Origin of the sequence: Micromonospora sp. NPDC053740 (genome assembly GCF_040677775.1) — a bacterium.
GTDB lineage: Bacteria > Actinomycetota > Actinomycetes > Mycobacteriales > Micromonosporaceae > Micromonospora > Micromonospora alfalfae.
Window position 1 is genome coordinate 125536 of sequence record NZ_JBFASO010000006.1, and the last position, 22458, is coordinate 147993.

Sequence of the window (22458 nt, forward strand, 5' to 3'; positions counted from 1 at the left end):
GCTCGCTGCGGCGCGCCACGCCGGCTGATGTCGCCGGTGACCGGCAGCACACCGCCGAGACCGGGGAGTACGACCAGTTGACCGCAGAGCCTGACACCCTGTACGGGGCCGATGACCTCACCCACCTTGAGGGGCTGGACGCTGTCCGCAAGCGGCCCGGCATGTACATCGGTTCCACTGACAGCCGTGGCGTGGGTCACCTCGTCAACGAGATCCTCGACAACTCCACCGACGAGGGTGTCGCCGGTCACGCCAGCCACGTCGAGGTGATCCTGCACGCCGACGGCTCGGTGCAGGTCGACGACGACGGCCGGGGCATTCCCACCGACGTGCACGCCAAGTCCGGCATCTCCGGTGTCGAGTTGGTGCTGACCCGGCTGCACGCCGGCGGCAAGTTCGGCGGCTCCGGCTACAAGACCTCCGGCGGTCTGCACGGCGTCGGCGCATCGGCTGTCAACGCGTTGTCCCGCCGCTTCGACGTGACCGTCCGCCGGGCCGGCAAGGTCCACGCGATGTCGTTCCGGCACGGCGTCCCGGGCATCTTCGACGGCGACGGGCCGGACGCCCTCTTCACCGCCGGCCCGGGGCTCCAGGTGACCGGTGCCATGAAGCGCGGCCAGCGCACCGGCACCTCGATCCGCTGGTGGCACGACGCCCGTTACTTCGAGACCGGCGCTGCGCTCGACGTCGACGCCGTCCGGATGAAGCTCCGCAACACCGCGTTCCTGGTCCCCGGCGTGACCTACCTGCTGCGCGACCTGACCGGCGAGACTCCCGCCGAGGAGCGGTTCCACTACCCCAACGGGCTCAGCGACATGGTGGAGTTCCTCGCCCCGGCCGGCGACCGGCCGGTCTCCGGCACCCTGCTGGTCAACGGCGAGGGCACCTACCGGGAGAACGCCGCCGACGCCAACGGCGTCATGCAGTCCAACGTGCAGCGGCGTGCCGAGGTCGAGGTGGCGTTCCGGTGGGGCACCGGTTACGAGCGCACCGTCGAGTGCTTCACCAACACCATCCGCAACGCGCACGGCGGCACCCACCGCAAGGGGTTCGAGCGGGCCCTCGTCCGTGCGCTCGCCGACGCGATCCGCAACACCCGTGGTCTGCTCAAGGCCAAGGAGGAGCCGCCCACCCTTGACGACGTCCTGGAGGGGATGACGGCGGTGGTGCACGTGCGGATCCCCGAGCCGCAGTTCACCTCGCAGACCAAGGACGAGCTCTCCACCACCGGCATCACCAAGGTTCTCCAGTCCCTGGTCGACGCGCACATCAAGGCCTGGCTGGAGGACCGGCGCACCAAGGCCGAGGCGCGCACCGTCCTGCAGAAGATCGTCGACGCCGCCCGGGTGCGACTCACCCAGAAGCAACAGAAGGACGCCGCCCGGCGCAAGACGGCCCTGGAGGGCGCGTCCATGCCGCCGAAGCTCGTCGACTGCCGGGCCACTGGCATCGACCGTAGCGAGCTGTTCATCGTCGAGGGTGACAGCGCCCTGGGTACGAGCCGGATGGCCCGTTCCTCGGAATACCAGGCGCTGCTGCCGATCCGCGGCAAGATCCTCAATGTGCAGAAGGCCAACCTCCAGCAGGTTCTGGACAATGCCGAGTGCGCGGCCATCGTGCAGGTCCTCGGCGCCGGCTCGGGGCGCACCTTCGACCTCTCCGCGCTGCGCTACGGCCGTGTGCTGATCATGGCCGACGCCGACGTGGACGGCGCGCACATCCGTACGCTGCTGATCACCCTGTTCGCCAGGTACATGCGGCCGCTGATCGAGGCGGGTCGGCTCTACGCCGCGATGCCGCCCCTGCACAAGATCACTACCAAGGGGCGCAGCCCGCAGACCGTCTACACCTACACCCAGGCCGAGATGGAGACGACGGTCCGCAAGCTGGAGAAGGCCGGCAAGCAGATCGTCACGCCCATCCCACGGTTCAAGGGTCTCGGTGAGATGGACGCCGACGAGTTGTGGGACACCACGATGAACCCGGCCACCCGGGCCGTCCGCCGGATCACCCTCGACGACGTCGACGCCGCCGAACGCATCCTCGAACTGCTGATGGGCGAGAAGGTCGAGCCGCGTCGCAACTGGCTCATCGACTCCGCCGACCGCGTCGACCGGGATGCGATCGACGCATGAGCGCCGCTTCCGTTCCCGTTCCAGTGGAGAGCTGAGTCATGGCACGCCGTAAGGAAAACAAGGTCGACCTCTCCTCGTTCGACCAGGCCGGCGCGCGGGTCTTCGACAACCCGCTGGTCACCGAGGTCTCCGACTCCTACCTGGAGTACGCGTTCTCGGTCATCCACTCCCGCGCCCTGCCCGACGCCCGCGACGGCCTCAAGCCGGTGCACCGGCGCATCCTCTGGTCGATGTACGAGCAGGGCTACCGCCCCGACCGCGGGCACGTGAAGTCTGCCCGAATTGTCGGGGATACAATGGGAAAGTACCATCCGCACGGCGACACGGCGATCTACGACGCCATGGTCCGCCTCGCGCAGGACTTCTCCCTCAACGTGCCCCTCATCGACGGGCACGGCAACTTCGGCAGCCCCGACGACGGCCCTGCCGCCTCGCGGTACACCGAGGCCCGGATGTCCCGCGAGGCCATGCTGCTCGTCGGTGAGCTGGGCGAGGACACCGTCGACGTCGAGCCCAACTACGACGGGTCGCTGACCCAGCCGACAGTGCTGCCGGCGGCCTTCCCCAACCTGCTGGTCAACGGCGCGTCCGGGATCGCGGTCGGGATGGCCACCAACATGATCCCGCACAACCTGGCGGAGGTCGTCTCCGCGGCCCGCTGGCTGATCAACCACCCGGACGCCACCCTGGACAAACTCATGGAGTTCGTCCCCGGCCCGGACCTGCCCAGCGGTGGGGTGCTGCTCGGCCTGGACGAGGTGCGCAGGGCGTACGAGACCGGCCGTGGCGTGGTGCGGATGCGCGGCAAGGTGGAGATCGGCCCGATCGAGGGCAGCCGAGGTCGTCAGGCGATCACAGTGGTCGAGCTGCCCTACGGCGTCGGCGCGGAGAAGGTCATCGCCGCGATCACCAACGAGGTCACCAAGACCAAGCGGCTGACCGGCATCGCGGACGTCAAGGACCTCACCGACCGGGAGAGCGGCACCCGGCTCGTCGTCGAGTGCAAGGTCGGGGTCAACCCGCAGGCGCTGCTCGCCGACCTCTACCGGTTGACCCCGTTGGAGCAGTCGTTCGGCGTCAACAACCTGGTCCTTGTCGACGGGCAGCCGCGCACGCTGGGCCTCAAGGCGCTGCTGGAGGTCTTCCTGGCCCACCGGTACGAGGTGGTCACCCGGCGCACCTCGTACCGTCGGCGCAAGCGTCAGGAGCGGCTGCACCTGGTCGACGGTCTGCTGATCGCGTTGTTGGACATCGACGAGGTGGTCCGGCTGATCCGGGGCAGCGACGACGCGCAGGCGGCGAAGGACGGGCTGATGAGCCGGTTCGGCCTCTCCGACATCCAGGCCACGTACATCCTGGACACTCCGTTGCGCCGGTTGACCAAGTTCGACCGCATCGAGCTGGAGGCCGAGCAGGAGCGGCTGCGTTCCGAGATCGCCGAGCTGAGCAAGATCCTCGACGACGAGCGGGTGCTCCGGAAAGTGGTCTCCGACGAGCTGGCGGCAGTGGTCAAGCAGTTCGGCACCGAACGTCGGACGACGCTTGTCGACGGTGACCTGAAGGAGGTGCTGGCCGCGTCCGCGCCGGCCGGCCCGCTGGAGGTCGCCGACGACCCGTGTCAGGTGATCCTCTCGGCGACCGGGCTGGTCGCCCGGACCGCGGCCGAGTCGGAGGAGAGCTCCGAGGGGCGTCGCCGCAACGGCCGGGTCAAGCACGACACGGTACGCGCCATCGCGCACTCCACCGCCCGAGGTCGGGTGCTGCTGTTGACCAGCGCCGGTCGGGCGTTCAAGGTCGACGTCCTGCCGCTGCCGGTGCTGCCCGAGCAGGCGGGCACCGTGTCACTGCGTGGCGGTATGTCAGCGGCCGAGCTGGTGCCGTTGGCGGCGGGGGAGACCGTCGTCGGCCTGGCCCCGCTGGGCGGGCAGGCGGAGGGCTCACCGGGGCTGGCGTTGGGCACCCGGCAGGGCGCGGTGAAGATCTGCTCACCGGAGTGGCCGGTGCGCTCCGACGAGTTCGAGGTGATCGGTCTGCGCGATGGTGACGAGGTGGTCGGGGCGACCTGGCTGACCGACGGCACCGAGACGCTGACCTTCGTCACCTCGGAGGCGTCGCTGTTGCGCTTCCCCGCCGGGTTGGTCCGGCCGCAGGGCCTCAAGGGCGGCGGTATGGCCGGCATCAACCTGCCGGCCGGGGCGCGGGTCGCGTTCTTCGGCGCGGTGCGCACCGACGACCCGGGGCATGGTGAGCCGATGGTGGTCACCTCCACCGGCGCGACGGTCAAGGTGACGCCGTTCAAGGCGTACCCGGCGAAGGGCCGGGCGACCGGCGGCGTGCGCGCGCACCGCTTCCTCAAGGGTGAGACGGACGTCGCCGTCGCCTGGGTGGGCCCGCGACCGGTCGGCGCGACCGCCACCGGCGACCCGGTGGAGCTGCCCGCCGCGGACCCACGCCGCGACGGCAGCGGCTTCGCGGTGATGCTCGGCCCGACGGTGGTAGGCCACCTGATCGAACGCGACTGACCCGCTCACCTGCGCCGTCGCCCGGTCATGTCCGGCGTGCCAGGTCGGTCGAAGATCGTGCTCGATCCTGGACGTAGTGGTGTCACCGACGCGGTGATGCCACTCGATCCTGGATCGAGCACGATCATGCGGGGTGGGGCGTCCGTCAGCGCGGTATGGTGGTGCCCTCTGTTGTCGGTGAGGGTCCGGGTGCACCGCGAAGCGCCCCTCAACATGATTTCTTCTCTGTCCGGCGGAGTCGCCGGTGCGGCGTGAGCGCCGCCATCCGGGTCCGGCCGAGGCGTGAGCTTCGGGCCGTCCGCCGTCCCCGGCCACACCGCTGTTGGGGTCACCTGATCGCCGCGCCACTCTGGCCGCTGCACGGCGCGAACCTGGGCACCCTGTTGCGTACGTGCGACGCGGTCGGCGCCTGCCTCGCCGTGCCACCGTTCCGCTGGGTGGACGATGCCGTGGCCCGAGGCAACACGCTACGGCGGCCGGGCTGCGTCCACCGGGTCGGCAGCCCGCTGCGCTGGCTGGCCGCCGAACGGGCCGCCGGCAGCCGGATTCTCGGGGTGGAACTGGCCGACGAGGCCGTCCGGCTCGGTGATCTGCCCGCCGCTCGGGGCCGTACCGTGGTGCTGCTGGGCCACGAGGCGACAGGCATCCCGCCCGAGGCGCTCGATCAGCTGGACGCGGCGGTGGAGATTCCCATGGTCGGCCACGGCCACAGCCTGAACGTCGCGGTAGCCGGCTCCCTGGTCCTCTACAAACTGGCCGGCCTCCTCTAGTACGGCGCCCGGTCGCCGCTGGAGCAGTGGCGATCAGGCCGGAGAACCGCACGGTAGGTCCGGACAACGGTTCTGTCGCGCCCGGACCTACCGTGCGGGTCGCTGGTCACCACGCGGGGTCGGGCCACTCGCGATGTTGCTCGGTTGGCCAGACCGCCGGGTTGGGCGAGGTCAGCAGGTGCGGGAGTTGTAGGCGGCCCAGTAGGGGCCGCTGCCCTGCGGCGGGTAGAACCGGTAGTTCCCGTCGGGCGAACGCTGTAGGACGAATTGGTGCGAGCCGTACGGGCTCCGGGAACCCGTCGCCCCGTGGTAGACCACGTACAGCCACCCGTTCTGGTTGTCGTGCTGCACCAGCTTGTCGCCGGCCTTCGTCCAGCTGTTCCGGCCTGCGGAGCCATCCGCTGAGAGGCCCTTGTCGCGCTGGAAGTTCCTCGTCGCGGCATCGGTCTGGTCGCCGAAGACACCGTCGACCCCGGACGAGGGCAGGTAACCATTCGCCCAGAGAATGGTCTGCCAGAGACAGGCGACGTTCGAGTTGCGGTGCGTGGTGACGTTGGTGACGCCTTCGTCATCGAAGTCGTCAGACACCGCGCCGGTGCCATGGACGAACGCCCGGCCCGTGTAAGAGCCGCTGGCCGCGGCCGGCGTGGCGATGGTGACGTTGATGCCGATGGCCAGTGCCGCGCCGATGGCGGACACCGCGACTCTCTTGAGGACGCGGCCTGTGGATCGGTGCGACGACATGTATCTCCTCTGGTCGGGATTCACGAGGGCGCAACGATGCTGGGGCGTTGCGCCGGCCGGCGGTGTCAGACCTGGCACGACGAGGCGAGGTGGCCTCGCGCCACTGTGGACGAACGGTCCCGTCTGGCCTCGCGTCATCGGCGTGCGACGAGGTCTGGCGATTGGTGCTCTTGGATGAGACGGTGAGGACGGTAGAACCGTCCTCACCGCTCCGGGTCCCCCCATGGAGAAGGTACGGTGGGGCCGGTACAACCGCCGCACAACTCACGCACAGCTCGTCCACTCGCCCGCTTGTCCGGGTGCTGTACGCGCGGCGGCACATGGCAGCGCCCACATGTGAGGTGCCTGGTTGCGTTTCGAACTCCTTGGCCCGTTCCGGGTGTACCGCGACGGCCAGCCGGTTCCACTGGGCTCGGTGAAGCAGCGTCTCCTGCTGGCGACCCTGCTGCTGCGCCCGAATGAGGTCGTCGGCACCAACGAGTTGGCCGCGATGCTGTGGGGCGACGAAGAGCCGGCGTCGGCCGCCGCGAACCTGCGCACCTATGTGCGCGGGTTGCGGCGGTCGCTGGGCGGTGGGGCGACCTGGGACGGGATAACCGCTGCGGCCGGCGGCTACCTGCTTCGGGTGGGCCCGGACGAACGGGACGTGGATCTGTTCGACGCCGCGGCGGCGCGGGGCCGCGAGGCGCTCGCCACCTCCGATCTGGACCGGGCCGAGGCCGAACTCTCCGCCGCGGTGCGCCTGTGGCGTGGTGCACCGCTGGCCGATCTGCCGCTGCGCTCGACGCTGGCTCGGCGGGTGGCGCAGTTGGAGGAACGTCGGCTGCTCGTCGAGGAGGACTACGCCGAGGCGGTGCTGGCCCTCGGCGCGTCGGCCGACGTCGTGCACCGGTTGCGCGGCCTGCTCGACCGGTACCCGCTGCGGCAGCGGGCGTGGGGCCAACTGATGGTGGGCCTGTACCGCATCGGAGACGTAGCCGGCGCACTGGATGCTTTCCGGCAGGCCCGACAGACGCTGGCCGAGGAGACCGGCCTCGATCCCGCACCCGAGCTCGTCACGCTGTACGACGACATCCTGCATCACCGCCCGGGCCTGACGGCGCAACCGCCAACGGGGTCGGACCGGCCGGCGCCGGACACGGGAGTGGGGCCGCTCATCCAGCGCCCCGAGCAACTGCCGCGTGCGGTGCCGGAGTTCGTTGGACGTAGCACCGAGCTGGCGGGCCTCGACGGGCTTCTGGGTGGCGGGGCCGAGGGGTCGACGAGCGGCGCCATCTCTGTGGTGTCCGGCATGGCCGGAGTCGGCAAGACCGCCCTGGCGTTGCACTGGGCGCACCGGGTTGCCGACCGATTCCCGGACGGCCAGCTCTACGTGAACCTTCGCGGTTACGACGAAGCTGGCGCGGTGTCCCCGCCCGACGCCCTGTCCGGCTTCCTCGAAGCGCTCGGCGTGCCCCACGCCCGGATACCCTCCGACATGGAGGCCCGGACTGGTCTCTACCGCAGCCTGCTGGCCTCCCGGCGGATGCTCCTGGTGCTCGACAACGCTCGTGACTCCGCCCAGGTGCGCGCCCTGCTGCCCGGTGCGGGCCGCTGCATGGTCGTGGTCACCAGCCGTGACCGGCTGGGCGGCCTGATCGCCGCCGAATGTGCCACGCCGTTGACACTGCACGTGCTCACGGCGGAGGAGTCGAGAAGCCTGCTCGCCAGACGTCTCGGGGCCAGCCGGCTCGCCTCCGAGTCGGTGGCGGTGGCCGACATCATCGAGGCCGCAGGCCGGCTTCCGCTGGCACTGTCGATAGTCGCGGCGCGCGTCGCGACCCATCCCACCTTTCCGCTCAGCGCGATCGCCGCCGAACTGCACTCGGCCGAGGCGAGGCTGGACGCCCTGGCCGACGGCGACGTCCGGCGCGTCTTCTCGTGGTCGTTCTTGGCCCTGGGGGCGGACGCGGCCCGGCTGTTCACCCTGCTGGGGCTGCATCCGGGCCCGGACCTGACCACCACTGCGGCCTCGGCGCTCGCCGGTGTGCCTGCCGCTGCCGTCACGCCGATCCTGCGGGAACTGACTCGGCTCCATCTGCTGGCGGAGCACGCGCCCGGCCGGTTCGCCTTCCACGATCTTCTGCGCGCCTACGCGGCCGAGCTCGCACAGTCGTCGGAGCGCGGCGACGAACACGTCGCAGCCCGACAGCGCCTGTACGACCACTACCTGCACTCCGCCTATCCGGCCGCCCGGCTACTCCAGCCGCAGTGGCCCACGATCGAGCCGATGCCGCCGCTGCCCGTACCCGCCAGGCGACCGGTGACCGATCACGACGGCGCGCTCGCCTGGTTCACGGCGGAGCATCGGGTGCTGGTCCGGGTGGTCCGACAGGCCGCCGAGAACGGCTTCGAAACGTACGCCTGGCAGATCGCGTGGGCGCTGACCACCTTCGTGGCGCCGCGCGGCCTCTGGCAGGACCAGCTCGCCATCCAAGAGGTCGCGCTGGGCGCCGCGGAGAAGATCGACGACCTCGCCGGTCAGGCCGTCGCCAACCGCCTGGTCTCCCGCGCGCTGATCCGACTGGGCGACCGCACCACTGCCGAGTACCGGCTCAAGCGCGCGCTTGAGCTGCACGAACGTCTCGGCGACCCGATCGGCCAGGCCCAGACGCTGCACAACTACTGCGAACTCTGCTACCTGGACGGCCGGCTGGACGAGGCGCTCGCACACGGTCGCGAGGCACTGCGGCTCTACCGGCTGGTCGGCAATCACGCGGGCGAAGCCCGGACGCTCAACGCGATCGGTTGGCTTCTCGCCACCACCGGCGACTACGTCCAGGCCATCGCCAGCTGCACCGAGGCCCTCCACCAGCAACGACGGACCGACGACCGCAACGGTCAGGCCGCGACGCTGGACAGCCTCGGCTTCGCCTACGACCGCCTCGGTGAACGCGACCGCGCGGCCAACTGCTACGAGCAGGCGATCACACTCTTTCGCGACTCCGCGGACCGGTATCACGAGGCGGAGACCCTCATCCGACTCGGAGACACCCGGGAGGGGATGGGTGACCGGGACGCTGCCGCTGCCGCGTGGCGCCTGGCTGCGCGAATCTATGAGGACGTGGGCGACCCCGCAGCCGAGGAGGTCCGCCGCCGCCTCGAACGTCTGATTTCGCCCTAGTCAGGGGCCACAGTCAGGCGACGTTGTGGGGGCGGAACTGGACGCTCACCCGGGGCCCCACGGGGCGGGTGGTCTTGGGGATGGCGTGTTCCCAGGTGCGTTGGCAGGAGCCGCCCATCACGATCAGGTCGCCGTGGCCCACCGGGAAGCGCAGGCTCTCGCCACCGCCGCGTGGGCGCAGCAGCAGCGGTCGGGGTGCTCCGAACGACACGATCGCGACGACCGTGTCGGTGTGCGCCGAGCGGCCGATGGTGTCGCCGTGCCAGGCCACGCTGTCGCGCCCGGACCGGTAGAGGCACATGCCGGCGGTGACGAAGGGTTCGCCCAACTCGGGCGCGTAGTGCCCGGTGAGCGCGGCCCGCGCGGCGGTGAGCACGGGGTGGGGGAGTGGTCTCGCGGCGTCGTACCAGCAGAGCAGGCGGGGCACGTCGACCTCGGAGTCGAACATGGTGCGCCGTTCGGCACGCCAGGGCACCTCGGTGAGCAGTGTGTCGAGGACCGTGTCGGAGCCGCGCACCCAGCCGGGGAGGTGGTCGACCCAGGCGCCCCGGCTGAGCTGGTGCCGGCGGATCTGGCCGGGCAGCGGCCCCAGGGTCGGCCCGGCGTCGGCCAGGTCGAGCATCGACGGCTGGTAGGCGGCCTGCGTCATACGGCCACCCTAGCAGCACTTTCGTACACCCGTGCTAGCGGTGAATCGTGCGGGCCGGCTGCTTCTCGGCAAGATCGTGCTTGATCCTGGATGTAGTGGCCTGCCGCGCCTTCGTGGGGACTGTTTCCAGGATCGGGCGTGATCTTGGCCTGCCGCGCGGTCAGCCCGGGACGGTGGCGGCGCGTACGGCGTCGAACACCGCGTCCACCACCCGCGCCCGGCCCTGCCCGTCGACGGTGGACCAGGCGCGCGCGGCGAGGGTCGCGCGCCGCTGCGGCGAGCTGAGCAGCCCGTGCAGGGTCCGCGCCGCCGTCGCGCGGGCGGCGCGTCCGGCGACGCCGGCGGCGGTCAGCTCCGGCAGCTCGCCGAGGCCGGCGGCCAGGCCGTGCCGCACCACCCGGGTGTACGACTCGCGTTGGTTGTCGACCACGCAGACCAGTGCGCTGGGTGCGCCGAGGCAGCAGAGTTCCCAGGTGGACGTGCCGGCTGCGCTCACCACCAGGTCGGCTTCGGTGATCAGTGCCGGCAGCGAGGTGGTGGGCGGGACCGGTCTGATGGTCTGCCCCCGGCCGGGGACGACGTCGTCGACCTCCGCCTCGATCTCGGGTCGCCCGACGATGACCGTGAGGTCCATCGGGTGACCGGTGGCCGCCAGCACCCGGGTCAGGACCGGGGCCGCGCCGACCGCGTCGGTGCCGCCGAAGAAGGCCAGCACCCGGGGGCGACTGACCGCCGCAGCGGGTGGGGCGACCGGCGGCCGGGCGCTGATCACGGTGTCACGCAGCAGGGCGTATCCGCTCCCGGCGAGCAGCCGGCCGGGCAGTTCCGCCCCGGACCTCAGCCCCGGCAGTTCCGCCCCGGATCCCAGCCCCGGCAGGGCCGCCCCGGACCTCAGCCCCGGCAGTTCCGCTCCGGGCCCCAGCCTGGGCAGGGCCGCCCCGAAGTTCTGGTCGAGGTAGAGGTCCGCGACCTGGCCTCGGCTGTCGCCGTCGATGATGGCGAGGGTGTAGACGCCGGCGGCGCGCAGGGCGCCGGCTCCGGCCGGGTCCAGTTCGTAGGAGTCGAGGACCAGCACGTCCAGGTGGTGTCGGCGGGCCGCCTCGACCAGCTCGGCCGCCGAGTCCGGGCCGGGGAGTAGCGGGATGCCCCGCGCGGCCAGCTCCGCGGTTGCCCAGTCGAGCCGTTCGACGGTGCCGAAGACTGTGACGTCGGCGCCCCGGGCGAGGAACTCCTCGGCGAGCGCCAGGCAGCGGACGAGGTGGCCGACGCCGCGCCGTGGTCCGGCGTCGCAGCGGAATCCGACCCTCAGGGCGCTCAGGACTCCTCCAGGTGCTTCTGTCGTACGTCGGCGTTGAGTGCGCGCAGCCGGGGCTGACCGTCGAGCCAGTCGGCGAGCTTGGCCAGCGGCACGCTGACGTCACCGAAGTGGTCGATGATCGCGCTGACCAGCGCCCAGTCCTGCTCGGTGTCGAGGGTGAGCCGCAGCGCGGAGCGGTCCGGGGTGAGTGTCACCCCGAGCACCCGGAACAGTTCCGGATGGGTGTACGCGTACGAGGTCACGTGCACCCGGTGGTGGTCGGTGGCGAGCCGGCCCAGGGTGCGCAGCGTCTCCGCGCGGATGATCTCGACGTCCAGCCCTCGGGGCAGGGTCCGGGCGATCGACGTGCTGGCGTAGTCCAGCCCGGGGACCGCCCGGTACACCGACGCGACCACTGTGATGATCTCCGGGTCGAGCAGGGGGCAGTCGGCGGTGAACCGCATGACGGCGTCTCCTGGGTGCGCCGCGAGGGCGCCCACGAACCGGTCCAGCACGTCGTCGACCGGCCCGCGGTGGCACGGTACGTCGAGCCGCGCGCACTCGGCGGCCACCGCGTCGTCGACCGCGTCGGTGCTGGTGGCGACGACCAGGTCGGCGAGGACGCCGCTGTCCCGGGCGGCACGGACGACCCGGCCCAGCACGGAGCGTCCGGCGAGCGGGCGGAGCACCTTGCCGGGCAGTCGGGACGAACCCATCCGCGCCTGCACGATGCCGACGATCCGTGGCCCCGCGGCGGTTCCGGGCGGCGGTATGTCGGTCACTGCTGCTCCTCCTGCTTCGGGGCCAGCACCGCGGTGGCCCGACGCTTGGCCGCGCGGGCACCACGCTTGGCCAGCCGGGCCGGGGTGATGGCGAGCCGGCCCACCCGGTAGCTGAGCGACCCGCTGAGCAGGCCGATCGTCGTCTCGGCCCGGCGTAGCGCCCGTTCCCGCGAGGTGAGCAACTCTTCGGTCCACGCGGTCAGCGCGGTCAAGCGGGTGAGTTCCTCGCGCTGGCGCAGCCACGCCTCGCGTAGCTGCTGGTAGCTGTGCCCGCCGAGCGGCGGGTCGGTCGGCGCGACGGCCTGTAGTTCGGTGGCGAGGCCGACAGTGGCGTCGGCGTCCAGCCCGTGCAGCGCGGCGGCGATGGCCGCCTCAACCTCGACCGCCTCGCTGACTGTCGCCCGGTCGAGGTCGTGGCCGGCGAGTCCGCCGAGCACCACTGTCAGGCCCGCGATGTCGAGAGTGGACGACCACGGATGGGCGTACCCGCCGGTGAGCAGGCCCGCCGCGAAGCGCCACAGCCCGCGGGCGAGCACCACGTCGCCGGGCAGCTCGGCCGTGGCCCGCCAGCTGGGGTCGAGCACCGCGTACCGCTCGCCGTCGACCACCACGTTGTCGGTGCCGGCCAGCGCCGCCGCGCCGGCGATCCGGCCGTCGCTGTCGGCCTGGTCGGCGAGCCAGCCCGCGTACCCGCGCAGCAGCGCGCGCACTGTGGCCAGGTCGCGGCGCAGGGCCGCGTCGAGCAGCAACGTACGCAGCAGCCGGCCGGACGGCACCGGTCCGGACAGCGCGTCGGCGTCCCGGTACGCGGCCTCGCGGCTGGCGAACGGCGCGACGGCCGGCGTCGTCGCGTCGGTGGGCGGGACGAGTCCCCAGCGCCAACCGGAGGGGCCGTGCAGCACCTCCAGCACGCCGATCCCGGGGCGACCGGTCTGCACCAGGGCCACCGGCAGGTCCGCCTCGACGGTCGGCGTGGTCGGGTCCGTGGGTTCGGCGGGCCGGTGGGCGAGGGTCAGCCAGCCCGGTGCGAGGTCGGCGGCGCGCCCGGCGTGCAGCGCGTCCACAGCGAGCCGGGCCGGGTCCTGGAGCACTGTGGCGCTGGTGAAACCCCCGGCGCAGGCGCCGTGCAGCACCGCGTCGAACAGGCCGGAGCCCGCGTCCCGGTCGAGGTGGTCGGCGTCCAGCAGCGCCGTCGGGGTGCTGACACCGGGGTACGCGGCCCAGCACGCGGCCGGCCGTAGCCCTGCCGCGCCGAGCCGCTCGCGCAGTTGGTCCCGGTTGGCCGGGTGGGCTCGGTCCAGCACGCCGCCGATCACCCAGGCGGAGTCGTCGCGGCGGGCGTACCAGGGGGTGGTGTCGACCAGCCGGTGCAGGCCCAGGGGGTTGTCCAGGCGCAGCAGCAACGCGCCGCCCGGTCGCACCGCGGCGACGAGTCGCGCCAGCACACCGTCCCAGCCGAGCCGGGTGCCCTCCACCGACTCCACCGGGTCCAGCCCGGCAGCCGCGATCACCACGTCGTACGTCTCGTCGTCGGGCAGCCCGGCCGGACCACCCACCACCACGCGGGCGGCCCGGTGCGCCAGCGCCACCGCGTCCGGGTGGCTGCGCAGCAGGCAGGTGACCTCGGCGTGGGTGAGCTGGTCGAGCAGCGCCGGGTCGTGTGGACCGGCCACCAGGACCCGGGCGCCGGGCGGGACCAACCGGGCTGCCAGCGCGGCGAGCGGCCCACCGTTGGTCAGCCGTTCCTGCGGCAGATCCGACCAGGCCAGCATCTCGCCGCCCGGCAGGGTGATCCGGTCGGCGGGTGCCGTCTCAGTCGTCACTGTCTTCCTCTTCCTCCTGGAGGTTCACCCAACCGAGCAGTTCGCGGAGCTCGGCCGGCGTGCAGCGGTGGTCGGTACCCAACTCGGCGCGGGCGATCTCGACAGCGGTGGGCAGGTCGACGGTGGTGCCGTGCAGCTGCGGCCACTGCCGTCGGATCCGAGCGGTGCCGCCGAAGGTGGGGTCCTCGTTGGACAGGATCATCGGGTCGCCGTAGACCGCCGGCTCGCACCCGGCCGCGATGCCGTAGAAGATCGCGCTGGTCAGCCGGTTGGAAGCTACCCGGCGGTGACGGCGCAGCTCGGTGAGCTGTCGGTCGAGGAACTCCGGATCGGTGTCCTTCCACCAGTGTCCCCGGTAGCCGTGGCAGATCACCCGGAACCCGGCGCGCTCGTAGAGCCGGCGCACGTTGCGCATCCGGTACTCGTGCCAGTAGAGGCAGACAGTGACCGGGCCGGGCTCGGTGTCCTGGATGAGGGCGATCAGTTTGCGGTGGTCGCCCTTGACGTGCTGACCCTCCCAGCCGTGGAACGGGTACCAGATCGTGCCCTTCCGCTCTTCGACAGGTGGTTCCTCGGGTCGCATGGCCAACAGGTAGCTGAACGGCGCGCCGATGACGACCACGTTGCGTCGCCCCACCGACCAGGCCCGGCGGCGGGTCTGCTCCGACCAGAGCAGGCTGGGGGTGCGTTCGGCGTACGGGTGGCCGGGGGCCAGGCCGTCACCGATGTTCCAGCCGTGCTGCACGTACCCGTTGATCCGGGGTGGGTGCCGGTCGCCGAGGCCGGCGTACCGGGCCAGTACGTGCGCGTGGCCGTAGAAGTGGTTGGCGTGGTGCATCAGGTTCCCATCAGGCGGCGGGACGCACCGAGCCGCCTCGTAGCGCGGCGGTCAGCGCGTCGATGACGCGGTCCTGGTCGGCGTCGCTGAGCCCCGGGTAGAGCGGCAGCGACAGCTGCTGGGAGTAGAACAACTCGGCCACCGGGCAGGACCCGCGCCGGTAGCCCAGGTCGGCGAAGGCCGGGTGCCAGTGCACCGGGATGTAGTTGACCTGCACGCCGATGCCGGCGGCCCGCATCCGGTCGTACACCTCGCGGCGTCGTCCGTCGAGCACCCGGATCGGGTAGAGGTGCCAGGCCGGGTCGGCCCACGACCTGCGCTTCGGCAGCAGTACGCCGTCCAGGTCGGCCAGCGCCTCGTCGTAGCGGGCGACCAGGGCGCTGCGGCGGGCCGTGAACTCGCCGAGCCGACGCAGTTGGCTGCGGCCCAGGGCGCAGAGCACGTCCGGCAGTCGGTAGTTCAGCCCGAACTCGTGCACCTCCTGGTGCCAGCCGCCCTCGTCCGGGAAACGCAGGTCGTCGCGTTCGCGGACCACGCCGACGCCACGGAACCGGCGGGCCCGCTTCAGGATCTCCGGGTCCAGCGCCGCGACGGCGCCGCCCTCGGCGGTGGTCAGGTTCTTCGTGGGGAAGAACGAGAACGTGGTCAGGTCGGCGAGCGAACCGACCGGCCGACCGTGGTACGTCCCGCCGATCGAGTGCGCCGCGTCGGCGAGCAGCAGCGCGTCGCTGCCCTCGACCGACTTGCGCAGCGCGTCGTAGTCGGCGGGGTGGCCGGCGTAGTCGACAGCGGCGACGACAGTCGTCCGCGAGGTGACGGCGGCGGCGGCCGCCGCCGGGTCGAGGCAGAACGTCTCGTCGTCGACGTCGGCGAACACGATCTTCGCGCCGAGGGCGACAGCGCTGCTGGCGGTCGCCACGAACGTCATCGGCGGGACGACCACCTCGTCGCCCGGCCCCACCCCGGCCGCCGCGTACGCCACGTGCAGCGCCGCGGTGCCGTTGGAGACGGCGGCGACACCGACCCCGCCGGTCCACCGGGCGAGGTCGGCCTCGAAGGCGTCGACCTGCGGACCGGTGGTGAGCCAGTCGCCGCGCAGCACGTCCGCGACGGCTGCGACGTCGTCCTCGCTGATCGACTGCCGGCCGTACGGGAGCATCTCTGTCATCCGTTGATGCCGAGCATGTCGCGCAACTGCTCGACGGTGAGCCACTCGTCGTTGGTGTCCGACTGGTAGGCGAAGCCGTCCGGGACCGGGTCGCAGTCGACCGGCGCCTGGTAGCCCCAGGTGGCGATGGTCGGCTGGACGATGAACCGGCCGTCGGCGCGCAGCGTCCGCCGGCTGTCGTCGGGGGCGATCATCTCCTCGTGCAGCTTCTCGCCCGGCCGGATCCCGATCTCGTGGGTGGTGGCGTCCGGGGCCACGGCCTCGACCAGGTCGAGGATGCGCATGCTCGGGATGCGCGGCACGAACAGCTCGCCGCCCTGCATCTGGTCGAACGAGTCCATGACGAACTGCACGGCCTGGTCCAGGGTGATCCAGAAGCGGGTCATCCGCTTGTCGGTGATCGGCAGGCTCTTGCCCTCGGCGGCCAGCCGGCGGAACAGCGGGACCACCGATCCGCGGCTGCCCACCACGTTGCCGTAGCGCACCACCGAGAACCGGGTGGGGTGCTGGGCGGCGTAGTGGTTGGCGGAGACGAACAGCTTGTCGCCGACCAGCTTCGTCGCGCCGTACAGGTTGATCGGGCTGGACGCCTTGTCGGTGGAGAGGGCGATGACCTTCTTGACACCGGCCTCGATCGCCGCGTCGACGACGTGCTGTGAGCCGGTGATGTTGGTGGCGATGTACTCCGAGGGGTTGTACTCCGCGGTGTCCACCTGCTTCAGCGCGGCGGCGTGCACCACGTGGTCGACGCCGTGCATGGCCCGGGTGAGGCGGTGCCGGTCCCGGATGTCGCCGATGAACCAGCGCAGCCGCGGGTCGTCGCCAAGTTGCTGGCGCAGCTCGTACTGCTTGAGCTCGTCGCGGGAGAACACCACCACGCGGGCGGGGTCGGCCTCGTTGAGGATGTGCCGGAGGAACGTCCTGCCGAAGGAACCCGTTCCCCCGGTGATCAGAATGGACGATCCATTCAACTCACTCAATGTGGTGCTCCCGTGTTCGTGGATGAACGAGCGGCCCTGGGCCGGCCGACCGGGGTGACACGCTAGCCATGGCGGGTTAACTCCCCGGCGCTCGCGGGTGAACCACAACCTCTGCTCCCGTGAATGCCGAACACCGCGTAGGCGAACACTTCCGACCGCCCCGGATGTGGGCTGACCTGGCCGGATCGGGCCGCTACAGTGACCGCGCGAACGACCCGGCGGCCCGGCGCGCAGCCGGTACCCACGTTCACCCGACATCCACACCGGCTCGGTGCGAACGGGCCACAGCGGGCGTCACCGACGCCGGCCGGCAGGCCCGTCGGATCAGCGCGGGCCCGGTACGGCCGGCAATTCTGGAGGCGTTCATGGCACCCGGTAGTGACGTGACCGAACGGCCGGCGGTGGTGGTCGAGACGCCGAGCGGCCCGCCCGCCCGACGTTGGCTGGTGCCGCTGCTGCTGCTCGTCGGTTGGGTGCTCAGCGTGGCCTGGCGCATGTGGTGGTCCCGGCACATCGTGCTGCCGATCGCGCACACCGACGAGGACAGCTACCTGAACACCGCCCGCGCGTTGGCCGGCGGTCCGGGGGGCTTCAGCAGCGAGAACGACCTGCTGCGCCGGGTCGGCTACCCGATGCTGATCTCGCCGGCGTTCCTCGGGGACCGGGATTTCACCGACAGCTACCGGGTCGTCCAGCTGATCAACGCGATGGTGAACTCGACGCTGCTGCCGCTGGCGTACCTGTTCGGTCGTCGCCTGTTTCAGCTGCGCCGCTCGTACGCGCTGCTCGGCGCGGTCGCGGCGGCGACCCTGCCGGCCACCGCCTTCTACGCGGGCGTCGCCATGATCGATGCGGTGATGGCGCCTCTGGTGGTCGCCTGGCTGCTCGCCGTGCACCGCTGGATCACCCGGCCCGGCCCGCTCGCCGCCGCCACCGTTGGCCTGCTCGTCGGCGGGTTCCACCTGCTGCACTCCCGCGGCCTGGTGATCGTGGCAGTGCACGCCGGGTTGGTCCTGCTGCTGTTCGTCCGCCGCCGGATCAGCCCGCCCGTGGTGCTCGCGGCGCTGCTGCCGGTGCTCGCCATGGCGCTCGTCAACGAGGCCGCCATCCGCTACCTCGGCGGCAAGGTCTACCTGCTCGGCAGCACCCCCGGCGGCAGCACCCTCGACGCGGTCGCCTCCGCCCAGGGCGTGGTCCGGGTGAGCGCCGCGGTCACCACCCAGCTCTGGTACCTCGTCGTGATCACGTTCGGAACGGCCGGGGTGGCCTGGGCCGGTGCCGTCCGCGAGCTGTGGCGTCCACGGCACGGCGACGCGGCCCGCTGGACGATGGGCGTGGCGCTCGCGGTGACCGTCGGGGTGGCCGGCGGCGCGTCGGTGATCCTGTCCGGCATCACCGGCAAGCCGCTGGACGCGATCTACGGCCGCTACGTGCAGATGCTGGCACCGTTCTGGCTGCTGGTCGGGTTGGGGGTGCTGTTCACCGCCGGGTGGCGGGTGGTGCTGCGCCGGGCGGCGGTCGCGGTGGCGTTGCTGGTCGGTGGTGGCGCGCTGGTCGCGGCCCGACTCGCGTACGTGGCCGGCCAGGGCCACCGGTTGCGCTACGGCGGGTTCAGCGCATCGGACCTGGCGGCGTTGACCGGGGGCTGGCGGGAGCTACGACCGGTGGTCGGGTCGCTGGTCGGCGTCGCCGGCTGCGTGCTGCTCGTCGCCACGGTCCGGTTGCCCCGCCTGCGGCTGCCCGTCCTCGGTGCCCTCGTGGTGGTCAACCTCATCACGATGCAGGTGATCGACCAACGGATCGTGCGACCGACTGCTGCGAGCACCGCCCCGACACCCCGGGTGGCCGACGTCGGCGTACGCCCCGGCGAGCGGGTGTGGGCCTCGACCGGCGTGCACTACGTCCTCCGGTTCAACCTCAGCCACCAGGTGACCTGGAGCGACGTCCGGTGGTTCGGCGACAAACAGCCGCCGGCCGCGGCGCAGGTCGTGTTCGCCCGCTGGGCACCGGGGCAGGTCGACGACTGGGACGGCGCGGCGTACGGCTTCGTCCGACTCGGCGGCAACCCGGAGCAGCACTGGGCCGCCTGGCGGCGGGTCTGACCCACCGCATCCCGGTGGACACCGTTGTTCGTTAACGGCGGATGTCCACCGGGAGCACTGCCGGTTAATCGTTTCCGTCTATTGCGGAAAGGATTCGACAATCAGCGTTGGCGGCGGTCCGCCCGGGCCAGGGAAATCGGGATGACGGTGATTTCCCGGCCGCCGGACAGCTCCTGTCGCGGGGTGCCCTCGACGAATCGGAAACGCCGGTTCATCTGTCGTACGACGGTATTGTGGCCGAGCACCTCGCCGTCGAGTCGGTCCAGGTGCAGCCCGTCGAAGGCGTACTCGACGGCCTCCCGCATGACCCCCAGCCAGGCGGGCAGTGTCTCGCCCCGCCCGTCCAGCCCGTCGGCGTCGAGATAGAAGCCCCACGCGCCGGTGCGAGGGCCGTCCAACCGCAGGTCGAAGAAGGTGACCACACCACAGGGCCGGTCGTCGCGGACGTACACCAGCACTCGCCGGGACGGGTCGTCGCGGACCGCCGCCCACCACCGGTCATGCTCGTCGGCGGTGATCTCGTGACTGGTCTTGCTGACCTGCCGATTGGTTTCCTGATTACGCCAGGACAACATCAGATGAACGTCGTCCGTCGTCGCTTCGCGTAGCACGCGCGTCTCGCTTTCCTGGCTGTTCACATCGGGTTCCGGCACCTTACCCGGGCCCACCGGGAAATCAGATATGCATTCGTTGGGTTGTAGACTGCGGCGCATGAACGAATTGAGTCGCGCGCAGATCCGCGACCTCATGGCTCAGGTGCTGAAGAATCAGGACAAGGAGCTGCCCGCAGACGACGCGGCGCAGTTGCGGGAGATCGGCTTCCGGTCGCTCGACTTCTCCGAACTGGCCCTGCGGGTGGAGGACGAGACGGGGGAGGAGCTCAACTTCGACGCCCCCGGGCTGCGTCGCATCGCCACCGTCGGGGACGTCCTCGACTTCCTCGTCGAGCTTCAACACCAGTGACCGTCGCGACGTCGCGCCACCCCACCCCCGCCAGCCCGGAGCCAGCCGGTGTCGACAACCGGCTCGTCATCGGTGGCGCGGCGGTGACCTGGCGTTCGCTGCCGACGCCCAACCTGCCCGACCCGGCGGCGGTGCTCGCCCGCTCCGCAGTGCACGCGCTCACCGCGGCGCGGCAGCACGCCGTGCACGGCACCGAGCTGCTGCTCAGCACAGCGGGTCGGGTCGACGCGGTGCTGCGCACCGAGCTGCTGGAGGCCGGGTTCACAGTCGGCGTCCTCGACGACGACGGCGTGCACCCGAGCGCACCGGCCCGGCCGCGAGCCGCCGAGCCGGGCCGGCTCTGGCTGCTGACCTCGGGCTCCACCGGGCGTCCGAAGCGGGTCGGGCACACCCTCGACACGCTGACCACGGTGCGGGCCGACCAGCCTGAGCGGACCTGGCTCTGCCCGTACGCCCCGGGCACGTACGCCTGGTGGCAGGTCGTCACCCTGTCGCTGACCCAGCCCGGCCAGCACCTGGTGGTGGTCGAGCCCGACGAGTTGGACGACTGGCCCACTGTCGCGGCCACCCACCGGGTGGACGCGGCCTCCGGCACCCCGACCTTCTGGCGGCGCACCCTCTACCGCGACGCCGCGGCGCTGGCCCGAGTGCCGTTGCGCCAGATCACCCTCGGCGGGGAACCGGTGGACCAGGCGATCCTGGACCAACTGCGGGAGGTCTTCCCGACGGCCCGGATCTCCTGGATCTACGCGTCCTCCGAAGTGGGGGCATCCATTGTGGTGCACGACGGGCGGGCCGGGTTCCCTGTCGACTGGCTGGACCGGGAAACCCCGGGCCGGCCGACGCTCTCCGTCCGCGACGACGAGCTGGTGGTCACCTCCCCGTACCACGGGGCCGGTCTCGCCGGCCCGATCCGCACCGGGGACCGGGTGCAGGTGCTCGACGGCCGGGTGCTGATCACCGGCCGACGTGACTCCGACGAGATCAACGTCGGTGGTAGCAAGGTCTCCGCCGGCGTGGTGCGCGGCGTGCTCGCCGGTCATCCGGCGGTCGCCTGGGCCCGGGTGACCGGCCGCCGCGCCCCGGTGCTCGGGCGGATGGTTGTCGCCGAGGTGGTTCTCGCCGCCGTCGGCCCGTCCGGCGCCGACACCGGTGTGCCGGACGAGGCAGCGCTGGTCCGCTGGTGCGCCGACCGGCTCCCCGAGCACGCGGTGCCGCGCCGCATTCGCGTCCTGACCGACATTCCCGTCAAGGAGACCCTGAAGAGCGATGTCTGAGCCAGCCGACACCCAGCTCGTCCCGCCCAGCTCCGTGGTCCTCGTCTCCGGCGGTTCCCGTGGCCTGGGCCTGGCCATCGTCACCGACCTGCTCGACGCGGGCGTACGCGTGGCCGCCTTCGCCCGCACCGTCACCCCGGAGTTGGAGAAGCTCGCCGCCGAGCACCCGGACCGGGTGCACGTCGGCTCGGTGGACGTCACCGACCTGCGCGCCGCGCAGAGCTTCGTCCGCGAGGTGGAGCAGCGCCTCGGCCCGATCGACGGCATCGTCAACAACGCCGCCATGGGGCAGGACTCTCTGCACGCGCACACCGCAACCGACGACATCGCCCGGATCATCGAGACCAATCTGACGGCCCCGCTACAGCTGACCCGGCTGGTGATCCGCCGGATGCTCACCAAGGGGCTGCGTGGGCGGATCGTGAACATCACCTCGATCTGCGGGCAGCGCGGTTTCCCCGGCCTCGTCGCGTACTCGGCCACCAAGGGCGGCATGGACGCCGCCACCCGCTCGCTCGCCCGCGAACTGGGCGGCCGGATGCTTGTCAACTCGGTCGCGCCAGGGTTCTTCGCCTCGGAGATGTCCGCCGTGCTCGGTCCGACCCAACTCGACCAGATCGTGCGCCGCACCCCGACCGGTCACCTGACCGAGCCGGTGGAGGTCACCCCGGTCGTGCGGATGCTGCTGCGCGAGCACACCAACATCAACGGCCAGGTCATCGTGGTGGACGGTGCCGCCGCCATCTGACCTGCGGCCGGTTCCCCTGCCGGTGCGACCGGCACGGCACAGCGGGGCGGCCGTGCCGCGTCCGGTGCCGGGGCTGCTCGCCGCCGCCGAGCAGCATCTGCGCATCGGGTCGCCGGCCGCGATGGCCGACGCGGTGACCCGCAGTCACCTCGACGATGGACGGTGCGTCGGCTGGTACGGCCCACCGGCGCCCGGCTGGCGGGTGGCCATCGACGCGGAGCGCGCCGACGCCCCGGTGCCCCCGGCGCTGGCCCGCCGGTTCGGCACGGCTGACTTCTGGGCCCGCTGGACCCGGGCCGAATGCTGGTGCAAGTTGGCCGATGTGTCGGTGATGGCCTGGTGGCGGCGCCATGGTCTGGGCTCGCCGGCCGGCGGATCGGCGATCTGGCGGACCCTCGCGGTGGACGACCTGGTGGTCACCGTCGGCTTCGCCCCGACCCTCCCACCCCGCGATCTTGCACTTTCTGACGGCGAATAGCGGCTTACGCGCCTTTCGC

General features: G+C 71.7%; 18 protein-coding genes. 9 read left to right on the forward strand and 9 right to left on the reverse strand.

Going from position 1 to position 22458, the window contains the following annotated elements; translation table 11 throughout:
• Positions 1-77: 77 nt before the first annotated feature.
• From AB0K35_RS17750 to AB0K35_RS17760, 3 genes are all read left to right on the forward strand, one after another.
• Positions 78-2135: a DNA topoisomerase IV subunit B gene (locus AB0K35_RS17750; RefSeq protein WP_357361224.1), complete on the forward strand. Its 2058-nt coding sequence runs from the start codon at positions 78-80 to the stop codon at positions 2133-2135.
• Positions 2136-2173: 38 nt separating this feature from the next.
• Complete coding sequence (locus tag AB0K35_RS17755; protein WP_238669325.1) at positions 2174-4657, forward strand: DNA topoisomerase IV subunit A; 2484 nt, start codon at positions 2174-2176, stop codon at positions 4655-4657.
• Between the two features lie 251 nt (positions 4658-4908).
• On the forward strand, positions 4909-5427 hold the full coding sequence (locus AB0K35_RS17760) for a TrmH family RNA methyltransferase (RefSeq protein ID WP_363886296.1): 519 nt from the start codon (positions 4909-4911) through the stop codon (positions 5425-5427).
• A gap of 171 nt (positions 5428-5598) precedes the next feature.
• Here AB0K35_RS17760 and AB0K35_RS17765 read toward each other — a convergent pair whose 3' ends face one another.
• A complete protein-coding gene (locus AB0K35_RS17765) occupies positions 5599-6126 on the reverse strand; it encodes a peptidoglycan-binding domain-containing protein (RefSeq protein ID WP_363886298.1) in 528 nt (175 codons plus the stop codon).
• A gap of 394 nt (positions 6127-6520) precedes the next feature.
• Between AB0K35_RS17765 and AB0K35_RS17770 the strand changes: the two genes are divergently transcribed.
• Positions 6521-9334 (forward strand): BTAD domain-containing putative transcriptional regulator, encoded by a 2814-nt coding sequence (locus AB0K35_RS17770; protein ID WP_238669328.1) that lies wholly within the window; start codon positions 6521-6523, stop codon positions 9332-9334.
• A 13-nt stretch (positions 9335-9347) separates the two neighbouring features.
• On the opposite strand, the gene AB0K35_RS17775 is transcribed toward AB0K35_RS17770, so the two are convergent.
• The 7 genes from AB0K35_RS17775 to pseB all read right to left on the reverse strand — a co-directional run bounded on the left by AB0K35_RS17775 (position 9348) and on the right by pseB (position 16871).
• A complete protein-coding gene (locus AB0K35_RS17775) occupies positions 9348-9983 on the reverse strand; it encodes an alpha-ketoglutarate-dependent dioxygenase AlkB (protein WP_363886301.1) in 636 nt (211 codons plus the stop codon).
• 160 nt (positions 9984-10143) lie between these two features.
• Positions 10144-11301 carry a spore coat protein gene (locus AB0K35_RS17780; protein WP_363886568.1) on the reverse strand — a complete coding sequence of 386 codons (1158 nt, stop codon included), beginning with the start codon at positions 11299-11301 and terminating at the stop codon, positions 10144-10146.
• Complete coding sequence (locus tag AB0K35_RS17785; RefSeq protein ID WP_363886571.1) at positions 11298-12053, reverse strand: glycosyltransferase family protein; 756 nt, start codon at positions 12051-12053, stop codon at positions 11298-11300. Before AB0K35_RS17785 ends, AB0K35_RS17780 begins: the two co-directional genes overlap by 4 nt.
• Before the next feature lie 5 nt (positions 12054-12058).
• Positions 12059-13885 (reverse strand): class I SAM-dependent methyltransferase, encoded by a 1827-nt coding sequence (locus AB0K35_RS17790; RefSeq protein WP_363886303.1) that lies wholly within the window; start codon positions 13883-13885, stop codon positions 12059-12061.
• A complete protein-coding gene (locus tag AB0K35_RS17795) occupies positions 13875-14723 on the reverse strand; it encodes a hypothetical protein (protein ID WP_238669331.1) in 849 nt (282 codons plus the stop codon). The genes AB0K35_RS17790 and AB0K35_RS17795 overlap by 11 nt, the downstream gene beginning before the upstream one ends.
• A 10-nt stretch (positions 14724-14733) precedes the next feature.
• Positions 14734-15891, reverse strand: coding sequence for an aminotransferase class I/II-fold pyridoxal phosphate-dependent enzyme (locus AB0K35_RS17800; RefSeq protein WP_363886305.1), 1158 nt, complete (start codon positions 15889-15891; stop codon positions 14734-14736).
• The gene (pseB, locus tag AB0K35_RS17805; RefSeq protein WP_210816822.1) at positions 15888-16871 is read right to left on the reverse strand and encodes a UDP-N-acetylglucosamine 4,6-dehydratase (inverting); all 984 of its coding nucleotides are present in this window, start codon (positions 16869-16871) and stop codon (positions 15888-15890) included. The genes AB0K35_RS17800 and pseB overlap by 4 nt, the downstream gene beginning before the upstream one ends.
• A gap of 365 nt (positions 16872-17236) precedes the next feature.
• Here pseB and AB0K35_RS17810 point away from each other — a divergent pair, with 365 nt between their 5' ends.
• On the forward strand, positions 17237-18973 hold the full coding sequence (locus tag AB0K35_RS17810; protein WP_363886308.1) for a hypothetical protein: 1737 nt from the start codon (positions 17237-17239) through the stop codon (positions 18971-18973).
• 101 nt (positions 18974-19074) lie between these two features.
• Here AB0K35_RS17810 and AB0K35_RS17815 read toward each other — a convergent pair whose 3' ends face one another.
• On the reverse strand, positions 19075-19611 hold the full coding sequence (locus AB0K35_RS17815) for a GNAT family N-acetyltransferase (protein WP_238669334.1): 537 nt from the start codon (positions 19609-19611) through the stop codon (positions 19075-19077).
• A 73-nt stretch (positions 19612-19684) separates the two neighbouring features.
• Here AB0K35_RS17815 and AB0K35_RS17820 point away from each other — a divergent pair, with 73 nt between their 5' ends.
• Genes AB0K35_RS17820 through AB0K35_RS17835 form a run of 4 tightly spaced genes read left to right on the forward strand, consistent with a single transcriptional unit; the run spans position 19685 to position 22439 of the window.
• Positions 19685-19936, forward strand: coding sequence for an acyl carrier protein (locus AB0K35_RS17820; RefSeq protein ID WP_091401397.1), 252 nt, complete (start codon positions 19685-19687; stop codon positions 19934-19936).
• On the forward strand, positions 19933-21213 hold the full coding sequence (locus AB0K35_RS17825; protein ID WP_363886310.1) for an AMP-binding protein: 1281 nt from the start codon (positions 19933-19935) through the stop codon (positions 21211-21213). Before AB0K35_RS17820 ends, AB0K35_RS17825 begins: the two co-directional genes overlap by 4 nt.
• The gene (locus tag AB0K35_RS17830) at positions 21206-21961 is read left to right on the forward strand and encodes an SDR family NAD(P)-dependent oxidoreductase (protein WP_357361236.1); all 756 of its coding nucleotides are present in this window, start codon (positions 21206-21208) and stop codon (positions 21959-21961) included. Before AB0K35_RS17825 ends, AB0K35_RS17830 begins: the two co-directional genes overlap by 8 nt.
• Positions 21945-22439, forward strand: coding sequence for a hypothetical protein (locus AB0K35_RS17835; protein WP_363886311.1), 495 nt, complete (start codon positions 21945-21947; stop codon positions 22437-22439). Before AB0K35_RS17830 ends, AB0K35_RS17835 begins: the two co-directional genes overlap by 17 nt.
• Positions 22440-22458 lie beyond the last annotated feature (19 nt).